This window comes from Kovacikia sp. CALU 1929 (assembly GCF_056784235.1).
Genome location: NZ_JBXBCF010000119.1, coordinates 89,220 through 110,838, shown reverse-complemented (window position 1 = coordinate 110,838; position 21,619 = coordinate 89,220). Strand labels below are relative to the sequence as shown.

The following is a 21,619-nucleotide window of genomic DNA, read 5'->3' as shown; positions in this document are numbered from 1 at the left end:
TCAGCGCCAGTAGACTTGAACTGTAGACTATAGACCTTAGCTGTAAACCGTAGACTGTGAACTATGGACTTTAACTCTGGTTTCAGGCTTTACCTGGGAATATCGCTTAACCAGCTCTGCCTCTGACTTTTTTAGTGAAAGACTTTAGGGCAAGGTTCCGATGAAAGGTGAACCCACCAGCATTACCTGAACAAGTTCCCCTGGCTCAACCCGCTTTTGACCCACCGGCAAAACGGCTAATCCGTTCGTCCCCGCCAGATTAATCAGATTACCCGAACTGTGACTACCCCTGGCGAGTTCAAATTCAAACTGTCCATCGATCAGAGAAAGACAACCCCAGAGATACGCTTCCCGTTTACCGTCTGAACCTAACCCAGTGCGAGGTTTTGCCATCACAAACGCGGGTCCCCATCCCGATTGAGGCAACCCAGCAAGCTTTCGTAACGCAGGCTGCACAAATCGCCAATAGGTGACCAGGGCAGAGACAGGATTACCAGGAAGACCGAAGTAGAGAGTGGAGTTGGAGGAGGGCAGAGGGGGAGATGAGGAGAGAGGGAGAGGGGATAATTTCGGCTGGCTGGGTGGAATCGTTTCTTTTGCTTCCTGGCGACGGTTGAAGGTTGCAACTGTCAACGGTTTTCCTGGCTTAATTGCAACTGCCTGGATGTGAAGTTCGCCACCCAGGGATGCCAAAATTTCTTCCACATAGTCATAGTCCCCAACTGAGACCCCACCAGAGGAAAGCACCACATCAGCAGCGGCGATCGCCTGTGCTATTGCTTGCTTTAGACTCTCTGGCTGATCGGGTACTTGCCCCAGCAGGTGAGGAATTGCGCCGGTTTGCGCCACCAGGGTTGCCAGAGCATACTGGTTAGAATCCACAATTTGACCGGGCTGGAGGGGTTGGTCAATGTCCACTAACTCACTACCCGTTGAAAGAATCGCCACCCGTGGTCGGCGGTAAACTCTGACCTGGGCACACTGAGCGGCTGCCAGGACTGCCATCTCTGGAGCCTGAAGCATTAGTCCCGCTGGCAACAGAGGCTTACCGGCTGTGTAAAACTCTCCCTGCCGTCGGATAAACACACCCGGTTTGGGAGCTATTTGAATAGTGACCCATTTCCCCTCTCGCTGCGTATCTTCCTGCATGACGACCGTGTCTGCTCCCACAGGCATGACCGAACCCGTCAAAATGCGGGCAGCTTGCCCCGTTTCTACGAGCCGCTGCGGTTGATACCCCGCCGGAATTTCTTCCACCACCTCTAGCGTGATAGGCTGCTCCCCAGAGCAGAACTGAACATCTTCAAAGCGGACTGCGTAGCCATCCATCGCTGAATTGTCCCAATGGGGAAAATCCAGGGCACTAGTCACAGGTTCTGCTAAAACTCGCCCTGATGCCTCTAGCAAATTCAGAATTTCACTATCCGACTCTAACTTGAAGGGCTGAACCAGTCCCAGGATAGTGGCTTCGGCTTGGGCAACACTTAGCATGGAAAAGCGAGAGGAGTTTAGTAGTATGGGCACAGTCTAGTAGACTATAGCCCGTCGTTGATAGCACCGACTCACCCAATCTCTGACAGCTTTTAACTTTAACAGTTGACAGCCAAATTGTCACAGCAAGTACACTCCCGGTTTGAGGAGTGCGTTATCCTGATAACAAGCTGCATAGTTGTTTCCACTGTAATATTTGAGTGTTCTGCTGTTTTCAAGTGACTCCCCCACACAGGCATCCTATGACTGATTCTCAATCCTCCCCTTCATTCGAGAATATCCCTAATCTTGAAGGAATTTCAAAGGAGCTTCTTTGTCAGTTACCTGACAACTCTGATATCTGGCACAACTTGAAGCAGGCGATCGCCACCAGTTCCGGGTTTAAGCGCTGGCAGTTAGAACATAGTGTGGATGGGAAATTCAATAGCTTAAGCCTGGATACCCTGGTTCGCAGCTACCTCCGCGAAACCTTGGAAACCCTGGCTTACTAGTAGCTCGTCAGGATAAGTTTAAACACTAATACAGGCAATGAGTGAGGCTTCCACTGGTATTCGTTGGACCATTCAGGCTGTAGACGCATTTCCTGATAATGAATGGATTCGCTACGAAATTATTGGTGGAGAATTATTTGTAACAAGAGCGCCCCATCACAAGCATCAGCAAGTGACAGGGCGAATTTTTTCAATGCTAGATAGCTGGTCGTTGCACAGTGGCTTGGGAGAATCATCGATTATGCCGGGTCTGATTTTTTCAGACTCTGATAATGTGGCTCCTGATGTGGTGTGGGTCAGTCATGAACGGTTGGCTCACATTCAGGTTGAAGCAGGGCATTTTCATGGGGCACCTGAACTTGTAGTAGAAGTGCTATCGCCAGGGAAAGCCAATGAAGATCGCGATCGTCTGGCCAAGCTGAAGTTGTATTCGATTCAAGGGGTCGAGGAGTACTGGATTGTCGATCGGATTACTCAACGGATTGAGGTATACCGTCGGGAGCAGGCTCAGCTAGCTCGATTTGTCACCTGGTTGGTGGGAGATATAATCCCATCTCCCTTACTGCCTGGATTTAGGTGCGAAGTGGCACGGCTATTTCTATAGCGGGCTTAGATACTGGATTGTCCACTTACTTTAACCAATCGAACACACCCAGCACCTGGCGGATCTGCCCCTCAAACTGAGCAATTTGGTTGTAGGTAGTGGCAAGGCGTTTGGCATCCACATACACTTCCTGCGTCGGGTATTTCTGGATTACTTCCAGGAGCGATAGCTGCCCATCATCGGCGGCAGAAAGAACCAGGGCGGACCGTAGCGCCTCGCGGCTGGCACCCTTTGCCGGTGCATGAATCGTTTGACCGACTTCATCCAGCAGAGCGGATCCCAATGGGTTATTCAACCCTCGGTCTAACCAGCGGACATCGATTGGCACTGGCTGAGTCAGGGCTGTACGAACTTGCTGGGCATCACTTTCCGAAATTCGGTAGCCTTTCAATAAAGAGGGATCGCCCGTTTCTGCAAACTCGGTCAGGTCTGCTACAGGAACCGACTGGCGAAAAATTCCATACTTCAAAACAACTTTTTCAGCCGCCAGACTGCTAGTAGAGTAGAGAATTGTGCCAGCAGTAGCTACCAGACATGCCAGCAAAAAGCGAGATCGACCAACAAAACCCATAGCCATCTCCAGGGTAAGAACCACAATTATTCAGACGTTATTTGTTTACTATAGTTGCCCCATCTGACGGCAGGAATAAAAAGCAGTGACAGAGATATTACAAAACCCATTTTTTGTGTTTGATTTATTGGACTCTGGGGTAAACCAATTGCAGCACTATTCTCAGCAGAGGCGTTATGGCTACCCAGAGTTCCCCAACGATTCCACTTAAACGGTTTCGCTCTTCAGACAGATATCTATTCTCGATTAAATATCTGCCGCTTGGTCTGATCACCCTCCTCTGGTGCACTGGGGCAACTGATTCCCTGGTAAATAGCCCAAATTTGGCTAAAGCCGTTTCCCCGATTGAAGTGGCTCAACTTCCCCTGGGTGCCAGGGTCATCTATGTCAATCCCGCTGCTGGTCAAGATGCTCCCAATGCCGGTAGTCAAGCTATCCCCTTCCGCACTGTTAGCTATGCCCTGCAACAGGCACAAGCTGGAATGGTGGTGCAGCTAGAGCGAGGTAGCTACACCCAACAAACGGGTGAGGTCTTTCCCCTGACCGTTCCTCCCGGTGTGACGCTGGTTGGCGAAGAACCAATCAAAGGACAGACGGTTGCGCTGATTGGCGGCGGTATCCTCATCAGTCCTACCTTTGCCCGTCAAAACGTCACCATTCTGGCGGGGAAAGACTCGGAAATTCGGGGTATCTCAGTCACCAATCCGAATGTACGAGGAACCGGAATTTGGGTAGAGTCCACCAATCCTAAAATCAAAAACTGTACCTTTTCAAACAACCACCGTGAAGGCATATTTGTGACTGGGACAGGGACCCCCAATATCGAAAAAAATGTGTTTACTCAAAATGGTGGTAATGGCATCTCAACTGCCAGTAATGCCAGAGGCGAAATTCATGACAATGTGTTTCAGAATACCGGGTTTGGATTAGCGATCGGCGGCAACTCTGCTCCCTTGGTGTCTGGCAACCGGATCATTGAAAACGTAGATGGAATCTATGTCAATGACTCTGCCCGTCCTATTCTGCGGAAAAATCTGATTGAAAACAATCGGCGTGATGGAGTGGTTGCCACCACAAGGGCGCAACCCGACCTGGGTAATGCAGAAAGTGCAGGGAACAACACCATTCAAGGCAACCGCCAGCACGATTTGAATAACGTCACTGGAGGCATCCTTTACTCGGTGGGTAATGTTTTGAATCCCGGACGGGTGAGTGGAAATATTCAGTTCATGGCTCCGGAGACTTCAGCAGGACAAAGCGCCTTTCGGGATGTGCAGGGACACTGGGCACAAGCTTATATTGATGCGTTGGCAAAACAAACCATCATCAGCGGCTTCCCGGATGGTACATTTCGTCCGAGTGATCCGGTAACACGGGCGCAGTTTGCTGCCATTGTCACCAAAGCCTTTGCTCCGGCACCTAAACAACCGCGCATCGAGTTTAGGGATGTTTCCACCACCTTCTGGGGCTACCAGGCTATCCAATCAACTGTGCAAGGCGGTTTTATGAAGGGTTATCCAGAAGGTGTGTTTCAACCAGAGCAGCCGATCCCCAAAGTCCAGGCATTAGTTTCCCTGGTGGCTGGGCTTGGTTTTAGTGCAGGAAGTCCTGATATTCTGTCGCGCTACCAGGATGTGGGGCAAATTCCATCCTGGGCAACCGGAGCGATCGCGGCTGCGACCCAACGTAAAATTGTGGTCAACTATCCCAGCTTGAGCCAGCTAACTCCTAACCGCAATGCCAGCCGAGCGGAAGTCGCCGCCTTTGTCTATCAAGCCCTGGTCAACGCAGGCAAAGCAGAAGCCATTTCATCTCCTTACCTTGTTTCTGGGATTTCCCCCGATCAAGAGGTAGGAGGACATCGGAACTGAAGCCACTCTCAAGGCTTCACTTTAAACAACAGAAGCCAGAAATCAACCTGTGGTTGACTCCTGGCTTCTAACTCCCGCATCCTTGAAAATACACCCTGGGAGACGCACCTAAACTTCTCAAGCCCTAAACCTGGCGCTAATTCTGCAAATTGGTCTTGCAGGTGTTTAAGATTCGATAATCGTTCTCGCTAATTTCAGAGATGCGATGAAACCCCTGTAAGCTAATTTTTTCAGCACTGCCGCCTGTTGAGGCAACGGTAGAGCTTGTTTCTAGAGCGATATCAAATGGATTGGTGCTGCGATCGTAGCTGTTCGTAACGGTGAGAGCCAATTGATCTTGCTTGAACGAGCCAGCGGCACAGTCAAATGAAGAGCGGGGCATATATAGCGCACCCACCACCTTGCCCTGATTCACTTCAAATACGAAATAGCCCTGCCCAATTTGTTCAGGTTGGGCAGATTGCCCATAAAGATAAACCCCATTAGGCAGATTGGCAACAGGTGCAGTAACCGCAGAAACCTGAACAGACGGTTTAGCAGGAGATTCTGCGATCGCCGGGAGGTTAACTGCTGCGACACCAACTGCCAACGTACTGATCAAGAAGCTGACAGAACGGCTCAGCAAAGAACGCTGGGGGAAATTGTGGTTCAATCGTTGGTTTCGCATCATGATTGTTGAGGGAAATAAATTAATTGAAATCAAGGTTTGAATAAATTCAGAAAAGAGCGAACTTACAAAGGTTAAGGAGTAGAAGATTGAAAATCGATTACAGATAATTAAGTTTCTTTCTAACAACAAGCTGATAAGCTTTTTATTGCAAAGCCACAGCTAAGGAAAACCTTCTGGCAAAAGGACGCTTCACGGGGAAGAAATCAACTTTATAAGCAACAGATCTGAACTACATCATCGGGTCTGAACCAGACCGGAACTGAACTATCAGAAATGAACTTCCAGTTAGCTACAGGCTCTTCATGTCTAATTCCGGAACAGTAACAACATACGATATTTCAATAATCTCTACCTCGTCCATCCGACTCACCTGAACGGGTGAATCAACATATCTTTTGACAGATTACATAGAGACGTTCGGTTCTCCAGAGTGGTTCGTGAAGGGTGTATTTGACGCAAAAGTGTTTTTGATTCCTTATCTATAATCAAATCATTAAGCAGAAATCCATGCAATTACGTTTAGTGACAGTTTTTAGAGTGGGAGTCCTACCTCTGTAGAAGCCTATGGGGTTTACGGTCATTGTGCATTTCTTCTCTGCACTGGGTATATTCAATTAGGATGGAAACGAGTTGAGGGGTGGGGTCATCTACCATTGGGCGATCGCTCACGTTTTGTCGGAGAATATTAATCCCTGCTTAGCCTCCGCTTGATCCCGCGTTTGAAGCTTACATGACGGAATCCCGATTTACCCTATTAGGGATAGTGAGGACGAGTCGCCAACTGGTGACCCAGATCCTGAAACATCCTGTTTTTCTAACCAGTATTCTGGTCACAGGCTTAACGCTTGCTGTGCGGCAAACAGGTGGATTGCAAGCGTTAGAACTGATGGCGTTTGACCAGTTAATGCGACAGCGCCCAGATGCTGGGCGCGACCAGCGGCTGTTGATTGTCGCCATCACTGAAGAGGATATCCGGACTCAAAAGCGCTGGCCCATTTCCGATCAAGTAGTGGCTGAATTACTGGAAAAACTCCAGCAGCACCAACCCAGAGTGATAGGGCTGGATATCTATCGAGATTTACCCCAATTGCCCGGTGCGGGGGCGCTACAAAAGCAGCTTCAGGCTCCTAACCTGGTGACCGTCAGGCTTTTAGGCGATGACGATAGCATTGGGGTTCCTCCCCCCCCTGGCATCCCAGAACATCGAGTCGGGTTTAGCGATATTCTGCTGGACTCGGATGCCGTAGTGCGGCGAAATTTACTCTATGCCGAATCAGAGACCGAGAAGCTCTACTCTTTTTCCCTCCGGTTGAGCCTCGCCTACCTGAAAAACCACAACTTGCCTGTGCAGGTAATGCCCACCTATCTGCAAATTGGCACCACTCGTTTTTCCCCTTTGAACCATAACGCTGGCGGCTATCAGGGATTGGATGATCTGGGCTATCAGGTTTCGTTGAACTATCGAACTCCTAATGATATCGCTCGACAGGTAACCCTAACCCAGGTTCTGAATGGAGCGATTGATCCTGACTGGGTCAAAGACAAACTGGTGATGATTGGCACGACGGCTCCCAGCGCCAAGGATATATTTCTCACCCCTTTTAATCTGACAGGGGCTGACAGTCCCAAAACCTCTGGGGTTGTGGTCCATGCCCAGATGGTAAGTCAGATTTTGGGAACGGTGCTGGATGGGCGATCACTTTTCTGGTACTGGGCAGAACCCTTCGAGATGCTGTGGATCTGGAGTTGGTCTCTAGTCGGTGGAGTTTTGGGCTGGCGGTTTCGCCATCCTCTTGTCCTGGGGGCAGGAATAACCACCACGGGGGTAGGTTTGTTCGTGATTTGCTTGGGTGCCTTTATGGGCGCGGGATGGGTGCCCTTTGTACCTGCTATCATCACTTTGGTCAGCACCGGGACGGGGGTTGTAGTTTACCGGATGCTGTATGACACGTTCCACGATGCTTTAACGGGCTTACCGAACCGTGCCCTGTTTATGAAGCAACTGCGATCGGTGATCGAGTCCCACAAACACACGAGCCATTTGGCATCTGCTTCAGGATCTCCAACGGTTGCCGTTTTGTTTCTGGGATTAGATGGATTTAAAACAATCAACGACAGCTTTGGGCATCGTCTCGGAGATCATCTACTCGTTGCAACGACTCAACGGTTAAAAAACTGTTTGCAACCAATGGATAGGCTTGCCAGGGTGGGTGGGGATGAGTTTGCCATTCTCCGACAAGAAATTAAAACAACGGAAGAGGTGACCTATCTGGCAGACCAGCTCCAGCAACAAGTCACGCAGCCGTACAAACTCAATGGACAGGAGGTCTTTACGACTGCCAGCGTGGGGATCGTTTTGGGACAGGCAAATTCTGACTACGAGCCGGAAGACATTTTGCGGGATGCCCATACCGCCATGCACCGGGCAAAGGAGTCAGGTAAGGCTCGCCATGAGGTGTTTGTTACTGGAATGCGGGTTCAGGTGATGACCCGTTTGCAGCTTGAAACTGATTTGCGCCGTGCCATTGAGCGGCAGGAGTTTCAACTACACTATCAGCCGATTGTTTCATTGGAAACGGGTAAAGTGGCCGGGTTTGAAGCGCTCGTTCGCTGGCATCACCCCCAGCGGGGACTGGTTTCTCCCATTGAGTTCATTCCGATCGCAGAAGAAACCGATCTTATTCTTCCCCTCAGCCAATGGATCATTCGGGAAGCCTGTAGTCAACTCAAACTCTGGCAGAAACAGTTTCCTAAAGATCCTCCCTTACTGGTGAGTGTGAACTTTTCCGGCAGGCAGTTTTCCCAGCTCGATCTGGTAGAACAGATTGAGCAGATGCTTCAGGATACGGACATTGATGGGCGCACCCTCAAACTAGAAATTACTGAAAGTACGGCAATGACGGATGTGGAGTCTACCATTGCCCTGTTGCAACGACTGAAATCCCTTAATTTGCAACTCAGTATTGATGACTTTGGCACAGGTTACTCTTCGCTCAGCTATCTGCATCGTTTTCCCACAAACACAATTAAAGTCGATCGCTCCTTTGTCAGCCGGATGGGTGACGGCAGCGAAGATGCTCAAATCGTCCAGACCATTATTATGCTGGGACACAACCTGGGCATGGATATTGTGGCAGAAGGAGTAGAAACCGCTGAACAACTGGCTCAACTGCGATCGCTCCAGTGTGAATTTGGTCAGGGTTTCTTCTTCTCAAAACCGCTAACCGCAACCCAGGCAGAAGCTCTGCTTGAAACCGATCCCCAGTGGTAGGAGGGGGGGGGATATTAAGGTTGAGAGTTTTGAGTTGAACGTTGTTCTAGCTCATTGAACTTTACGCTTTCCGTGTTGTAGTACAAATAAATTACTTTTTCTGTGGTGTGCGACCTGCGGAATGTTAGATCTCTGCTCTTAAAAAATAAGCCTTTTCTTAAGTAAGTTTAAGTAAGTTTAAGTTTGATGAGACCGATAACCTTACCTTAATCAAAACTGTTATTTTCAATACAATTCTCTAGACGTGGTAATCCAATTATGGATAGTTCAAAAAGACATTTAGGACAATCAGTTTCGATGGCGATTATGGCTGCTCTGGCTAGTGTTGGGGTTGTCTGGATGATCTCTTCGTTCTAGATTCCTGGAATGATGCCAGGGCGTTCTGCTCAAAAGGGGCTAAAATTTCAAATGAGAAGGATTTACATTCCTTAATAAAATTTGCACTTTTGTTAGGGTGTTTCTCATAAATGGGGGCAAAAGTTGGCAACAGCTTTTGCCCCTTTAGGCATGGAAATTAAAACGATCGCCTGTATTTTTTTAGGTATTTTGACTTATCCTAGCTCATTCTTCAAGTTAGATGAAATTCTTGCAGGGCAGGGAGAAAGTTACTGTTCTCATGCCCAGAACGACTGAGTTTGATCAGGGCAAAGCGTTGTAAGGATGTGAGGGATGCCCATTGATTAGGCGCGATCGCCACCCCCACTTCATTGGCTTTTTCTAAAACACTGTCTGGAATAGTTGTGGGGCTTAGCCACGGTGGATCGGGATCAACTGGTAGATCGGTTGCCTGGGCATGGGTGCGTTTCTGAATGAGTTGATGGAGAAACTCCCGGTATTCATGAACTTCATCCTCTGTTTCACAGGGCAACTCAACCAGGTTCTGCCGATCTACCTGGTAGAAGTGGTTCCACTGAGACAGTTTCAGTTTGACTCCACAGGTATCTAGCTTAAACCTGACCTGCATGGGGATGCAGCGCAGGGATTCGACAAAATCAGATTCAAATTGAAAGAATTGGGACATGGGAGAGAGGAGTCGGAAGCTTCCTAAAATTGTACTCTCCTGCTTACTGCTCACCCGACTTCCGGTTAACCCGCTTGATTAACCAGTAGCCAATTGAAATCGCCAGGATGGTGGATGCCAGAGCTAATAAATCGAGTCCAGAAGTCTTTCCCAGGTCGAGAATAATAATTTTACGGGCGATCGCAATTAGTGAAGTGCTGATCACGAGTTCAACCTGAACCACATGTTTCTTGAGATAGGCAGTGATGTTCTCTAAAATTTCTAGGGCAATCAGAACATTCAAAAATAGCCCAAAAACATTGAGCAGAGTGGTACCAAACCTTGCAATTGGATGCGTGAACAGCTCCACAACCAGGTAGATCCCCAGTTCATAGACTGCAACCAGGATAACGATAACCATTGCGATCGATAAGAGCTTAGAAACAATGCTCTCTACCTGATGCACAGAATGGAGAAAGTTGTCATCACTAAAAGATGCCTTGACCTGCTTAAACAGTTTACGCAAAGGCTGCTTGTCCTATCGCAACATACACATACGGATCTGAGCCTACTCATATTGAGCGTGATCGACACCAATTTATCAGGTTTTGCCTGGATAATGCGTGGCTCTTACCGCATCCATTAGGACAATATTATTCCACTTTAGGCAGTGATCTTACTCAAGAAAGATGATCCTAAAAACAAGTTTCCAGTAGCGTGGGTGACAAGTTCAGTATAAATACAGGGTTATTCTACTGTTGCAGCATGAGCTTATCGCAGCAGGCTGTGCTCATCACTTTATCCTCATATGTAATTCCTATTCCAGCTAATCATGCAAACAATTGATACCAGTGAAAAGATTGGGTTTTGTCCTGGACAAATTGTGATTGTGCCCCATAAAGGCAGCCACAAGCGAGTCCAGATTCGGAGTGTGAAGATGGATGAAATGGACACGTGGCTGATTTACTTTGTCGATCGAATTCCCTATCGGTGCCCTGTCCAGGTTGCCAGACCCGTTTTTTAGGTTAGGGAGTGTTTGAAAAGTATCCGGGGGTTAAAACCGCGACTAGACCAATAAAGTCCGCCTGTGCGAACTCAGGCAAAGGAGAGATTTACTTAGCCTGCGGAAGTAGGCTATAACCCTGGGGGTATGGCTCCGCTCCGCTTCGCTAGTGTCTGTATAGCTTGTCTACCCTGGGAACGCTTCCGCGAATAGTCTCGCTAAGGCGACTGCTTGCTTAGTCCTATCGTAATCCCCGACTGGCTCGCTCCCGGTTCAGTGTAGTTGCATGTCTGGCAGCGATTCCACGGCTGGGAAAATCGCTTTCGTCGTAAATTTCTCCAACTAATTCTTCCAAAATATCTTCTAAGGTGACCAGCCCCACCGTTCCACCATACTCATCTACAACGATCGCAATGTGAATGCGGCTCTGAAGCATCTCCTTGAGCAAATCGGCTACCCGTTTAGTATCGGGTACATACACTGGCGGATCCATTGCCTCCGTCACAGAGGCGTTAGTTTTACCTTCCCGCTTTAACAGGTTTAATTGCTGAAGTGCCCGCTTTAAATAGACAATTCCCACAATTTCATCCTTGGACTCCTCCTGGACAGGAATGCGGGAGTAGCCTGTTTCCAGGCACAGGTCAATCAATTCTTGCAGGGTTGCCTCTCGAGAAATCGTCCTCATATCAATCCGGGGCTTAACCACCTCCCTGGCGCTCAGCTTGTCCAGCATCAGTGCCTTATTCAATAACTGATGTTTATCCAGGTCGAGATGCCCCTTACCACCCAAAATTTCGATTAATAACTGTAAGTCTTGTACGGACTCACCCTGCTGCACTAGATTCCTTTGAAAAGCACGGATGGCTGCTTGGGTAATTTTCTCAAAGAGCCAGATAATGCCCAAAAACGACAGAATCTGGGACAGCAAGTAAATTGGACGTACAACCACTTTGAACAAAGGCATTGCACTGTTGATCGCCAGCGATTTAGGAATAATTTCGCCGAAAGTCAGCGTTAGAAAGGTGATGACAAAGGTGGCAATCCCGATCGCCTGGTTCCCCCCCAACCAAAATGCAAACAGGTTACCAGTCAAAATGCTGGAAAAGTTGTTAACCAACGTGTTGCCGACGAGTAAGGTGGTGATAAACCGTCGTCGATTACTCAATACGAGGGTGAAAATCCGACTTGGGTCGCCCCGCTCGTTGATCAAGGCTCGGAGTTTCAGGTTGTCCAGGGCGGTAATAGCGGTCTCTGATCCGGAGAAAAATGCTGACAGTGCCAGCATCAGGATTAACACTGCTATATCGATCGCAATATCTCCGAACAGTGGACGCGGACCGACAACAGTAAGAAACAAAGATGGTATGGGTAAGTTCACGAGATGCCCTAAGGCGACAAAGAGTAAATCAAGTGAAAAGAACAGACGCAAAAAAGATTAGGGATTTGGTCAAAGCTAATCGACCACAAAGCATAGTAAAGGGATTACCTTTTGCCGATTATCCATGAGCTATTTTTTGCACCAGCCCTAAAAAGAGCGATCGTTATTTGTTGATAATAACTTTCCTGCTTCCAGGCATTCATCAGATTTCTAAATAATTTGCGGCTCTGGATGAGGTTTTCCTGACTTTGACTCGAGATCGCCCGGATAGCCAGAACCTTTCGCAGCTATTCATTCAGAAATGTTCAACCATTCCATTGCTAAGACCAGTACACTCTAAAACTCTATTTCCTGGGGAGCGCGGGGAAATGGGATCACATCTCGAATATTGCCCATTCCCGTCATGAACTGCACCAACCGCTCGAAACCCAGCCCAAACCCCGCATGGGGAACCGTCCCATAGCGGCGCAGGTCGAGGTACCACCAGTAGGGTTTGGGATCAAGCCCCACAGCCTGAATTCGCCGTTCCAGCACGTCCAGTCGTTCCTCCCGTTGGGAGCCGCCAATAATTTCGCCAATCTTAGGAGCCAGAATATCCATCGCTGCGACAGTCTTCTCATCTTCGTCAAGACGCATATAAAAGGCTTTGATTTTAGCGGGGTAGTTGGTCACGATCACAGGCTTCTTAAAGTGCTCCTCCGCCAAATAGCGTTCGTGTTCAGACTGCATATCTAAACCCCATTCAACCGGATATTCAAAGGTTTTACCTGATTTCTCCAGGACGGATATGGCTTCTGTATAGGTGACCCGCGCAAACTCGTTATGAATGATATTGTCAGCGGTTGCCAAAACCGTTTTGTCAATTCGCTGATTGAAAAACTCCATATCCTCTGGGCACTGCTCTAACACTGTTTTGAAGATGTACTTCAGAAACGCTTCTGCCAGATCCATGTCGCCTTCCAGATCACAGAAAGCCATTTCCGGCTCTACCATCCAAAACTCTGCCAGGTGGCGAGAGGTGTTAGAGTTTTCTGCCCGGAAGGTGGGACCAAAGGTATAAACATTGCTGAATGCCATTGCCATGATCTCGGCTTCCAGTTGTCCGCTGACCGTCAGGTAGGACTGTTTACCGAAAAAGTCTTTGCCAAAGTCTACGGTGTTGTCTTCAGTCAAGGGCACATGCTTCAGGTCAAGGTTGGTAACGGCAAACATTTCCCCTGCCCCTTCGCAATCACTGGCGCTGATGACGGGAGTATGCACCCACATAAAGCCCCGTTCCTGGAAGAATTGATGAATTGCCGCAGACGCGGCATTCCGCACCCGGAACACCGCCCCCAGGGTATTGGTGCGCGATCGCAAATGGGCAATTTCGCGCAAAAACTCAAACGAGTGGCGCTTTTTCTGAAGCGGGTAGGTTTCTGGATCGGCATCTCCGTAGACCGCGATCGAGGCTGCCTTTAGCTCAATTCGCTGACCTTTGGCAGGCGACTCCACCAACGTACCCGTAATTTCTACCGACGCACCCGTATTCACCCGCTTAATCGCTTCCGCATATCCTGGCACATCCTGATTCACCACCACTTGCAGTCCCGCCATTGAGGAGCCGTCATTCACCTCGACAAAGCTAAATTCTTTCTGCTCCCGCTTGGTACGCACCCAGCCCTGAATAGTGACAGTTTCATTGGGTTGACCATTGCGGAGAAGGTCGATAATGCGTCGATTCATGGATGAAACAGAAGTGAAGTGGAATTTGGTTGTGCTGATATGGTCGCACTGATCATTGAGTTTAGCGTTGATTGAACATTCCGAGGTAAGCGGGATGCTGATCGGGCGTTGCCTCAGATCCCACATCCTTGAATAAAGTCAATCATCGCGTGCATCGACCCGGGTTTGGTCACAATCAGCACGGTTGAACCGGATTCTAGAACGGTGTTGCCATTGGGAATGGCTAAGGCAGCATGGGGATGAGACTGGTAGCCGATGATCAGTGAACCTGAAGGAAACTGAGGATCTTGGGCGATTTCTGCGACACTACGCCCAGTCACGTTGCAGTTTCCAGGAATAGACAGTTTCAACACCTCAATTTGACCTTGCTCAAAATGCATGATTGATTCCACCTGGGGATATTCGATCGCATTTGCCATCGTCGAAACCGCCAGGTCGATCGCATTAATAATCCGAGTTGCTCCGGCAATCCGGTAAGGTTCCATAAAGTCCCGGTGGCGCATTCTGACCAAAATGTGATGCACCCCAAAGTGTTTTCCCAAAGTCACCATTGCCAGATTGAGCGCATCATCTCGTAATACCGCTGCCAGAGCATCTGCCTTGCGAATTCCGGCTTCCAGCAACACTTCGGTACTAACAGCGCTACCTTCAAATGCCATCACCCCAAGCCGTTCACGGGCATAGCGACAGGCAACCGGATCCACATCAATGATCGCCACCACATGTCCCAGGTTGACCAACTGCTGCGCCAACTCCAGCCCAACCAGTCCTGCTCCACCAATCAGTACATACATTGAGCAACCTCCGTGGGAGAATTTTGAGTCTAACGTACTTTTTCTATTGATGATTAATGGCTGAACATATTCTGAAGGCGACCTGTGAAACTGTTCATTTTGGAGGGTTTTCATCTGAACTAAAACCTGCTTTGTGCGTGGAATCGGGCGAGCGCATCCACATTGAAACCTTCTCTGGCATGAATGTGTACCAGAAAGCCCCCGCTGAGTTTGTGCCAGCAGCCTTGCGTGAGATTTGTGAACACCTACCGAGCGATCGCCGAGTTGGACCTGGTCCCCATCTGCTTACAGGTCCCATTGTGGTGAATGGTGCAGAACCTGGCGATGTTCTGGAAGTGAGGTTAGAGGAAATTACGCCCAGCTTGCCGATTGGGTTTAACGCGATCCGTTCCGGTTGGGGCGCGTTGCCAGAGGTCTTTACCCAGCCTGCCCTGCGCTTTATTCCCCTGGATCTGATCCATCAAACGGCTGAGTTCCCCCCCGGAAGCGGCATCAAGTTTCCCCTCCATCCGTTCTTTGGGATTTTGGGTGTCGCAACGCAGGAAACCCACCGTACCTCTGTCCCACCTGGACTGTATGGGGGCAATATTGACAATCGCCAGTTACAAGCAGGTTCGCGAGTCTTTCTGCCGGTCTTTCTACCTGGTGCCCTGTTTTCCATTGGGGATGGGCACGCGGCTCAAGGGGATGGAGAGGTGAATGTAACGGCGATCGAAACCTCAATGAACGGAACGATCCAACTCATCCTGCGGAAAGACTTGAAGTTCACCGCGCCCTTTGCTGAAACTTCCACTGACTATATTTCAATGGGATTTGGGCAAACCCTGGATGAAGCTTTTGAGGTTGCCCTCCAGCGCATGATTGATTTTTTAGTCCACTACACGGGCATCTCCGCTGAAGAGGCATACGTTCTGTGCAGCCTGACGGCTAACTTTCACATTACCCAGGTGGTGAACAACCCTCAAAAAGGGGTACATGGGTTACTACCAAAAGCTATTTTGCCTCCTACGGTGCAGCAATTCTTACTTTAAAAGAGTGGGGTCGTTGAAGCCCTTAAACAAAGAGGCTTTTACGATTATTTACAAGCCGACAAATCGCTGGAACCCAGTAGCCTCGTTCCATACTGAGAATTGCTGTCTAAGATTCGCTTGTGAGATATAGCAGGTGCCAGGGATCAGGAGCAAAAGCAGTGGGAAATATCGTCAGGCTTAGACCTCGGAGGTTTTGAAAACCTCCGAGGTCTTGGATGTCATGAATTTCACTCATCTAGCGGATTGTGGTTGTCTCAGTTCTTCCGAAATAATGAGATCCCTACCAGATCGCCCTCCATTTGGGTACTTTATCTACCTGTCTGGTCAGCGATCGCCCCCAAACTTCGGCAAATATCAGCTCCCCCTCCCTCCTTCTCTCCCTCTCTCCCCTTCCCCCCAAATGATTCCCCACTCGAATCACTACTGGTTAACCAACGTTCACATTCCACCTCCTTTGATGGTGCGCAGTGGTCAGGGTAAAAGCAGAAATTGGTTGACCCCATCTTCCCCATCTCCCAATCCCTCCCCAGAACTGCTCCCCGTCGATCTGGAAATTATTAAGGGATCCATTGCCAGCATTGCCACAGCCGGAACCCTGACCAGTTACACCGCTCCTTCAGTCGATTTGCGCAGTGGGATGGCATTTCCCTGCTTTGTAGACATTCACACCCATCTAGATAAGGGACACATCTGGGAGCGGACCTCCAATCCCGACGGCAGCTTTGCCAGTGCCCTTAACCAAATTCAAAGGGATTCTGACCATTACTGGGATCCGGAGGATGTCTACCGCCGCATGCAGTTTGGGCTGAAGTGCAGTTATGCCCACGGGACAAAAGCGATCCGCACTCATATCGACTCTGGGGGGAACCTGGCAAACCTGAGCCTAACAGTTTTCAAAACCCTGCAACAGGAATGGCAGGATCGGCTCATTCTGCAACCTGCCTGCCTGGTCGCGTTGGACTACCTTTTGACACCAGCAGGAGAAAAGCTGGCAGATCAGATCGCTGAACTGGGGGGGATTTTAGGCGGAGTGGCTTATATGAATCCCGATATTGAAGCACAGGTCGATCGCGCCTTTGTCCTGGCAAAAGAACGAAAACTCAACCTGGATTTTCATGCCGATGAAACAGATGATCCTGGCTCCATTACCCTACGATATATAGCCGAGGCAACCATCCGTCACCATTACCAGGGAAAAGTGGTGTGTGGACACTGTTGTAGCCTGTCAGTCCAGGAGTCCGCGCCAGCCAAAGCCACAATCGCCCGGGTTAGAAAAGCGGGTATTGGGGTAGTCAGCCTACCCATGTGCAACCTGTATTTGCAAGATCGGCAACCCGGACGCACTCCCCGCTGGCGTGGGGTGACTTTAATCCATGAACTTCAGCAGGCAGGTGTTCCCGTGGCACTCTCCAGCGACAACTGCCGCGACCCATTCCACGCCTTTGGCGACCATGATGCCCTGGAAGTGTTTTCCATGTCGGTCAAAATCGCTCATCTAGACAGACCCTACGGCAACTGGTGTCGCTCTATCACCACTATCCCTGCTGACCTGATGGGGTTGCCCACCGTGGGGCGAATTGGTGTCGGTTTACCGGCAGATCTGGTGCTATTTCGAGCACGCAACTATGGCGAATTGTTATCCCGCTCACAGCGCGATCGCATTGTCCTGCGAGAGGGTAAGGTGATTGATACCACCCTGCCAGACTACGCTGAATTGGATGACTTACAACTGAAGAAACAACCAGAGAATTAATTTCCAGCGATTTTTTATCGATTTAAGAAATGATGGCAACTACTTCAATTTACTGGCTGTAACTTCCTTACGAAAGGGGTGAAGCAGAAATCGCGCGGGTTTTCCTTAACTCTTGGCACAAGGAATCCAGATACATGGTGTCATTAGTAATATCTGAAATTTGATTCTCGTCCAATCCATCTGTTAACAGTAGCTCTTGATAGGTTTTCATCCGATATTCCAGCGCCTCGATAATAAACCGAATTGCTTTGGGAGACAGTTCCATAGCCAATCCTCCACTAACTCACCTTACAAAAGAAACGACCTACAACGCTTAGTGCTGCTTTGTAGTCGTCCATGCGCATATTGTACTTAGGTTCCCATGACCAATGATTACCATGAACGTTCACTAGCTCTAGCTCCTTTGGAATTTCAATTCCCGCCTCTAGCTTCCACCAATTCTTTCCCATACCCTGAAAAAGGTAGAGATACCGCCTGACCTGGCTATAACCCAAACTTCGCCAGCTTCTTTATACGTACTCACGTCCTGAGAGCGTATGTTATCCACTCTGGGAGAATTAGCGTTTCCCATTCGGTAAAGTGAAACAGGGGTTTTGTTCATTCCCTAGAGTTTTGCATCAAACAACACGCCGCAATGGGCTGTGATGTTTAAAAATTCTATTGCGGAACTCAGGCTGGCTAGAACAGGAGTTCAATAGAGTTCAATTGTGGTTTTTTCTCAGGCTTGGAGTTCACTCTAATGACATCTGCTGATACTCAATCTGTTGACCTTAAGGCGATCACTGCGGACTTACCTGGGATAGAAATCATTACCGACCCATCCCAGGTATCCAAGCTTTCCCAGGACTACTACACCTATAGCCCTATCCTGCAAGGAATCCTGGGTGATAAGCGAGGGGATCTGGTTGTTCGTCCCACGACAGAAGCTGAAGTGCTGCACATTGCCAAAGTATGCGTTAAACACCAGATTCCGTTAACGGTACGCGGGGCAGGCACCGGCAATTATGGGCAGTGTGTGCCGCTCCAGGGGGGGCTGATTCTGGATCTGTCCAATATGCAAAAAATTAAGTGGATTAAGCCAGGAATTGCCTGCGTGGAACCGGGGGTAAAGCTGGCAGCCTTAGATAAGCAGTCACGGGAAACGGGGTGGGAGATGCGGATGGCTCCTTCTACCTATCGCAAAGCCACGATTGGTGGCTTCATTGGCGGCGGCAGCGGAGGAGTCGGTTCGGTGACCTACGGGCAACTGCGCGATCGCGGCAACCTGTTGGCACTGCGGGTTGTGACAATGGAAGATGAACCCCGCGTGATTGAGTTGCGTGGCGATGATGTCTACAAAGTTGCCCATGCCTGGGGCACCAACGGCATTATCACGGAACTGGAAATTCCTCTGGGACCCGCCTATGCCTGGGCTGAGGCGATCGTCACCTTTACCGACTTTATGACCGCCGCCCGTTTTGGACAGGTATTTAGCGACAGTGACGGCATGATCAAAAAGCTGGTCTGCATTCTCGCGGCTCCTATTCCCGGCTATTTCGCCGCCCTCAAAAGCTACATGCCAGAGGGAAGCCACTGTGCCCTGGTTCTGGTAGCCGAGTGTTGTCTGGAACCCTTTGCGGAACTGGTAAAGGAATTTGGTGGCAGCGTCACCTATCAAAAAACAGCCCAGGAAGCCAGTAAGGGGGCAACCCTGATTGAATATTCCTGGAACCACACCACCCTGCATGCCCGCAGTGTAGACCCTACCCTCACCTACCTGCAAACCCTGTTCCCAGCAGACAAAAGCCTGAAACTGGTTGAGCACATGTATCACTACTTTGGGGACGAGGTGATGATGCACCTGGAATATCTGAGGTTTAACGGACAGGCAATTCCCGCTGCTCTGCAAATTGTCCGCTACACCACCCCTGAACGGCTCCAGGCAATTATGGACTACCACGAAGAACAGGGAGCCATGATTTTTGACCCCCATACTTGCATTCTGGAGGATGGTGGCAGAAAAACCGTCGATGTCACCCAACTCAAATTTAAGGAAATGGTTGATCCCTACGGGCTATTGAACCCAGGCAAAATGCGAGCATGGCAGGAGCGATCGAGTTATTTGATGTAATTACAGCGGTTTTCAGACGAGTGCCACCCAGGTGATGCCTTTAGATTCATGCAAAACAGTGGCTAGGTGTGGCATACACAACTGAAAATGGCTGTAAGAGATCGCGCAAAACGCTGTCCCACCGTCCTGTTCCGCCTGACACCTGCTATAAAGCCCCAGGGTAACGCTATGATAAATGTGAGGTTAAGTTGTGTGAAGAAAATTGACAGCAACGTTTAAATCTCCAGATAGCTTCACTCTGCCAGCCACCTGGCACGCCCTTGACCCTATCTGGCAAGGAGATGAGCCAATAGTTCAACAAGGTTTACCCCACCATCAACTCGCACCCGCATGGCAAATTCTGCTACTGGGCGATGGTTCACCGACCCGGCATTTACAGTTGTTGACTGGGGAACCGACGGAAGTGGATGTGATTGATATGTCACCTGTTGGCATGGACACTGACAACGCCCCCCGTCAAATCCAGGTTGTGCCGGGACCGCGACTGCGACGGCAGGTGTGGCTGAGAACGTCCACGGGTCAGCGACTCGCCTATGCAACTTCATGGTGGGAAGCCAGTCATGTGGATGAGTACCTGCAAAACCGATCGCTCCCCATCTGGGCAAGCCTTGCCCGCTTGCGAACCGAACTTTACCGGGATGTACAGGGCATTTACTACGGCAACTCTGTTGCGTTGGGACAGGCTTTTGAACAGCAGGGTCCCTTCTGGGGTCGCCATTATCTCTTCTGGCACCACGGTCAACCCCTGACCCTAATTTATGAAGTATTCTCTCCCTATCTCACCAAATATCTGGGTCCAACCCACTCGTAACTTAATCAGCGATTTTTAGATGAGTAATACCAATTTCATTTGAGGATGAGCAGAATTAGCCTTCACAAGACAAGGGTCCTACCGTGTACACACAAGTTATCTGAGTCTAGCCAATGCTGGGCTTAATCCTCCCTAACCCTCCTTAAAAAGGAGGGAACCGGATTGGAAGTCCCCCTTTTTAAGGGGGATTGAGCGGGATCTTGCAGAGTTTTGGTATGCGAGTCGAGATGTGTGTACACAGTAGGACAGCGGACTGATGGAAGTTGACGATTTAATCGGGTAATGAACCAACGTACCGCAGCAGGGGGATAGAGCGAGCATCAAAGCGATCTAGAAACTGATCGACTTTCTGCTTGAGGTTATCCGACCGGCTGCTGAGACGATGCATGTGCAGCAGATCCTGCTTAAGCCAACGCCAGAGTTTCTCAATCGGATTGAGCCAAGAGGCATAGGTGGGCAAGTTCAGTAGCACCATCGGCCGTCCGTTTGGGTCGCCCGGTGTGGCACTCACGGGTTGCCAACTTTGCGGCAGTTTGGGTGGGTAGCGCCACACTTGCTCCTCCCAATCTTGCGCTACCGTGAGTTGTCGGTAGAAGGTGACTTCATCGAGGAAAACCACAACGTACTTGTCTGGCGCGTACTTGGCACGTAAACACGCCAGTTCAATCTGGTCGCATTTGCCCACCTAGTCAGGGTCAGGACTGTGAACATACGGTCGCCCTCGTTTGTAGCCAATGTCGAACCGGGACAACAATTTGCTCAATCCTGATCTGCTCTTGAGACCTAAACTCGGGCACGGCTCCAACAAGTCTTGCAACCGCCAGTGTGCTTGCTCATGTCCAAAGGTTTGCGGCGCATGTCGCAGCCCATTGAGCACCGATTGCTTAGCCGCTTGAGCGCTCTCGTGCTGAGGGGAAAAAAGCAGGCTTGCGCCCACGCCAGTACGCTTGCGGGGCGCAATCACGAACATTTTCCAAGGCTTGCTATTGCTCAGCGCTCAGTTGCAGTTGAATCGGACGGCGGCTCATCATTGGGACTCACTTAA

Annotated in this window: 21 protein-coding genes; 9 read left to right on the top strand and 12 right to left on the bottom strand. The window is 49.6% G+C overall.

Annotated features, from left to right (window positions below; all coding sequences use genetic code 11):
- Positions 1-144: 144 nt before the first annotated feature.
- Positions 145-1,491, bottom strand: a complete 1,347-nt coding sequence (locus AC1S52_RS32960) for a molybdopterin molybdotransferase MoeA (protein WP_482033288.1) — start codon at positions 1,489-1,491, stop codon at positions 145-147.
- Between the two features lie 242 nt (positions 1,492-1,733).
- On the opposite strand from AC1S52_RS32960, the gene AC1S52_RS32955 reads away from it, so the two are divergent.
- Both AC1S52_RS32955 and AC1S52_RS32950 read left to right on the top strand, forming a co-directional pair.
- A complete protein-coding gene (locus tag AC1S52_RS32955) occupies positions 1,734-1,982 on the top strand; it encodes a hypothetical protein (RefSeq protein ID WP_482033287.1) in 249 nt (82 codons plus the stop codon).
- 37 nt (positions 1,983-2,019) lie between these two features.
- The gene (locus tag AC1S52_RS32950) at positions 2,020-2,586 is read left to right on the top strand and encodes a Uma2 family endonuclease (RefSeq protein WP_482033286.1); all 567 of its coding nucleotides are present in this window, start codon (positions 2,020-2,022) and stop codon (positions 2,584-2,586) included.
- 25 nt (positions 2,587-2,611) lie between these two features.
- Here the strand turns inward: AC1S52_RS32950 and AC1S52_RS32945 are convergent, their stop codons facing one another.
- The gene (locus AC1S52_RS32945) at positions 2,612-3,157 is read right to left on the bottom strand and encodes an alpha/beta hydrolase (RefSeq protein ID WP_482033285.1); all 546 of its coding nucleotides are present in this window, start codon (positions 3,155-3,157) and stop codon (positions 2,612-2,614) included.
- Positions 3,158-3,333: 176 nt separating this feature from the next.
- On the opposite strand from AC1S52_RS32945, the gene AC1S52_RS32940 reads away from it, so the two are divergent.
- Positions 3,334-5,028 (top strand): DUF1565 domain-containing protein, encoded by a 1,695-nt coding sequence (locus AC1S52_RS32940; protein ID WP_482033284.1) that lies wholly within the window; start codon positions 3,334-3,336, stop codon positions 5,026-5,028.
- 136 nt (positions 5,029-5,164) lie between these two features.
- On the opposite strand, the gene AC1S52_RS32935 is transcribed toward AC1S52_RS32940, so the two are convergent.
- On the bottom strand, positions 5,165-5,698 hold the full coding sequence (locus AC1S52_RS32935; RefSeq protein WP_482033283.1) for a hypothetical protein: 534 nt from the start codon (positions 5,696-5,698) through the stop codon (positions 5,165-5,167).
- Positions 5,699-6,428: 730 nt separating this feature from the next.
- Between AC1S52_RS32935 and AC1S52_RS32930 the strand changes: the two genes are divergently transcribed.
- Positions 6,429-8,969 (top strand): EAL domain-containing protein, encoded by a 2,541-nt coding sequence (locus AC1S52_RS32930; protein WP_482033282.1) that lies wholly within the window; start codon positions 6,429-6,431, stop codon positions 8,967-8,969.
- 568 nt (positions 8,970-9,537) lie between these two features.
- On the opposite strand, the gene AC1S52_RS32925 is transcribed toward AC1S52_RS32930, so the two are convergent.
- Complete coding sequence (locus AC1S52_RS32925; protein ID WP_482033281.1) at positions 9,538-9,990, bottom strand: nitrate reductase associated protein; 453 nt, start codon at positions 9,988-9,990, stop codon at positions 9,538-9,540.
- A 43-nt stretch (positions 9,991-10,033) separates the two neighbouring features.
- A complete protein-coding gene (locus tag AC1S52_RS32920; RefSeq protein ID WP_482033280.1) occupies positions 10,034-10,495 on the bottom strand; it encodes a phosphate-starvation-inducible PsiE family protein in 462 nt (153 codons plus the stop codon).
- 306 nt (positions 10,496-10,801) lie between these two features.
- Here AC1S52_RS32920 and AC1S52_RS32915 point away from each other — a divergent pair, with 306 nt between their 5' ends.
- Positions 10,802-10,993, top strand: coding sequence for a hypothetical protein (locus tag AC1S52_RS32915; RefSeq protein WP_482033279.1), 192 nt, complete (start codon positions 10,802-10,804; stop codon positions 10,991-10,993).
- 220 nt (positions 10,994-11,213) lie between these two features.
- Here the strand turns inward: AC1S52_RS32915 and AC1S52_RS32910 are convergent, their stop codons facing one another.
- From AC1S52_RS32910 to AC1S52_RS32900, 3 genes are all read right to left on the bottom strand, one after another.
- A complete protein-coding gene (locus tag AC1S52_RS32910) occupies positions 11,214-12,329 on the bottom strand; it encodes a hemolysin family protein (protein WP_482033278.1) in 1,116 nt (371 codons plus the stop codon).
- A 357-nt stretch (positions 12,330-12,686) separates the two neighbouring features.
- Positions 12,687-14,075 (bottom strand): asparagine--tRNA ligase, encoded by a 1,389-nt coding sequence (gene asnS, locus AC1S52_RS32905; protein WP_482033277.1) that lies wholly within the window; start codon positions 14,073-14,075, stop codon positions 12,687-12,689.
- 113 nt (positions 14,076-14,188) lie between these two features.
- The gene (locus tag AC1S52_RS32900; RefSeq protein ID WP_482033276.1) at positions 14,189-14,869 is read right to left on the bottom strand and encodes a potassium channel family protein; all 681 of its coding nucleotides are present in this window, start codon (positions 14,867-14,869) and stop codon (positions 14,189-14,191) included.
- A gap of 56 nt (positions 14,870-14,925) precedes the next feature.
- Between AC1S52_RS32900 and AC1S52_RS32895 the strand changes: the two genes are divergently transcribed.
- Both AC1S52_RS32895 and AC1S52_RS32890 read left to right on the top strand, forming a co-directional pair.
- Complete coding sequence (locus AC1S52_RS32895; RefSeq protein WP_482033275.1) at positions 14,926-15,900, top strand: acetamidase/formamidase family protein; 975 nt, start codon at positions 14,926-14,928, stop codon at positions 15,898-15,900.
- Between the two features lie 271 nt (positions 15,901-16,171).
- On the top strand, positions 16,172-17,653 hold the full coding sequence (locus AC1S52_RS32890; RefSeq protein ID WP_482033274.1) for a cytosine deaminase: 1,482 nt from the start codon (positions 16,172-16,174) through the stop codon (positions 17,651-17,653).
- A gap of 67 nt (positions 17,654-17,720) precedes the next feature.
- Here the strand turns inward: AC1S52_RS32890 and AC1S52_RS32885 are convergent, their stop codons facing one another.
- Complete coding sequence (locus AC1S52_RS32885) at positions 17,721-17,918, bottom strand: hypothetical protein (RefSeq protein WP_482033273.1); 198 nt, start codon at positions 17,916-17,918, stop codon at positions 17,721-17,723.
- A gap of 13 nt (positions 17,919-17,931) precedes the next feature.
- On the bottom strand, positions 17,932-18,102 hold the full coding sequence (locus AC1S52_RS32880; RefSeq protein ID WP_482033272.1) for a Tse2 family ADP-ribosyltransferase toxin: 171 nt from the start codon (positions 18,100-18,102) through the stop codon (positions 17,932-17,934).
- Between the two features lie 290 nt (positions 18,103-18,392).
- Between AC1S52_RS32880 and AC1S52_RS32875 the strand changes: the two genes are divergently transcribed.
- Both AC1S52_RS32875 and AC1S52_RS32870 read left to right on the top strand, forming a co-directional pair.
- Entirely contained in the window at positions 18,393-19,763 is a 1,371-nt protein-coding gene (locus tag AC1S52_RS32875; protein WP_482033271.1) for an FAD-binding oxidoreductase, read from the top strand.
- Between the two features lie 202 nt (positions 19,764-19,965).
- Positions 19,966-20,574: a chorismate lyase gene (locus AC1S52_RS32870; RefSeq protein ID WP_482033270.1), complete on the top strand. Its 609-nt coding sequence runs from the start codon at positions 19,966-19,968 to the stop codon at positions 20,572-20,574.
- A 271-nt stretch (positions 20,575-20,845) separates the two neighbouring features.
- Here AC1S52_RS32870 and AC1S52_RS32865 read toward each other — a convergent pair whose 3' ends face one another.
- Positions 20,846-21,259 carry a transposase gene (locus AC1S52_RS32865; protein ID WP_482033269.1) on the bottom strand — a complete coding sequence of 138 codons (414 nt, stop codon included), beginning with the start codon at positions 21,257-21,259 and terminating at the stop codon, positions 20,846-20,848.
- A complete protein-coding gene (locus tag AC1S52_RS32860; protein ID WP_482033268.1) occupies positions 21,260-21,538 on the bottom strand; it encodes a hypothetical protein in 279 nt (92 codons plus the stop codon).
- Between the last annotated feature and the right edge of the window lie 81 nt (positions 21,539-21,619).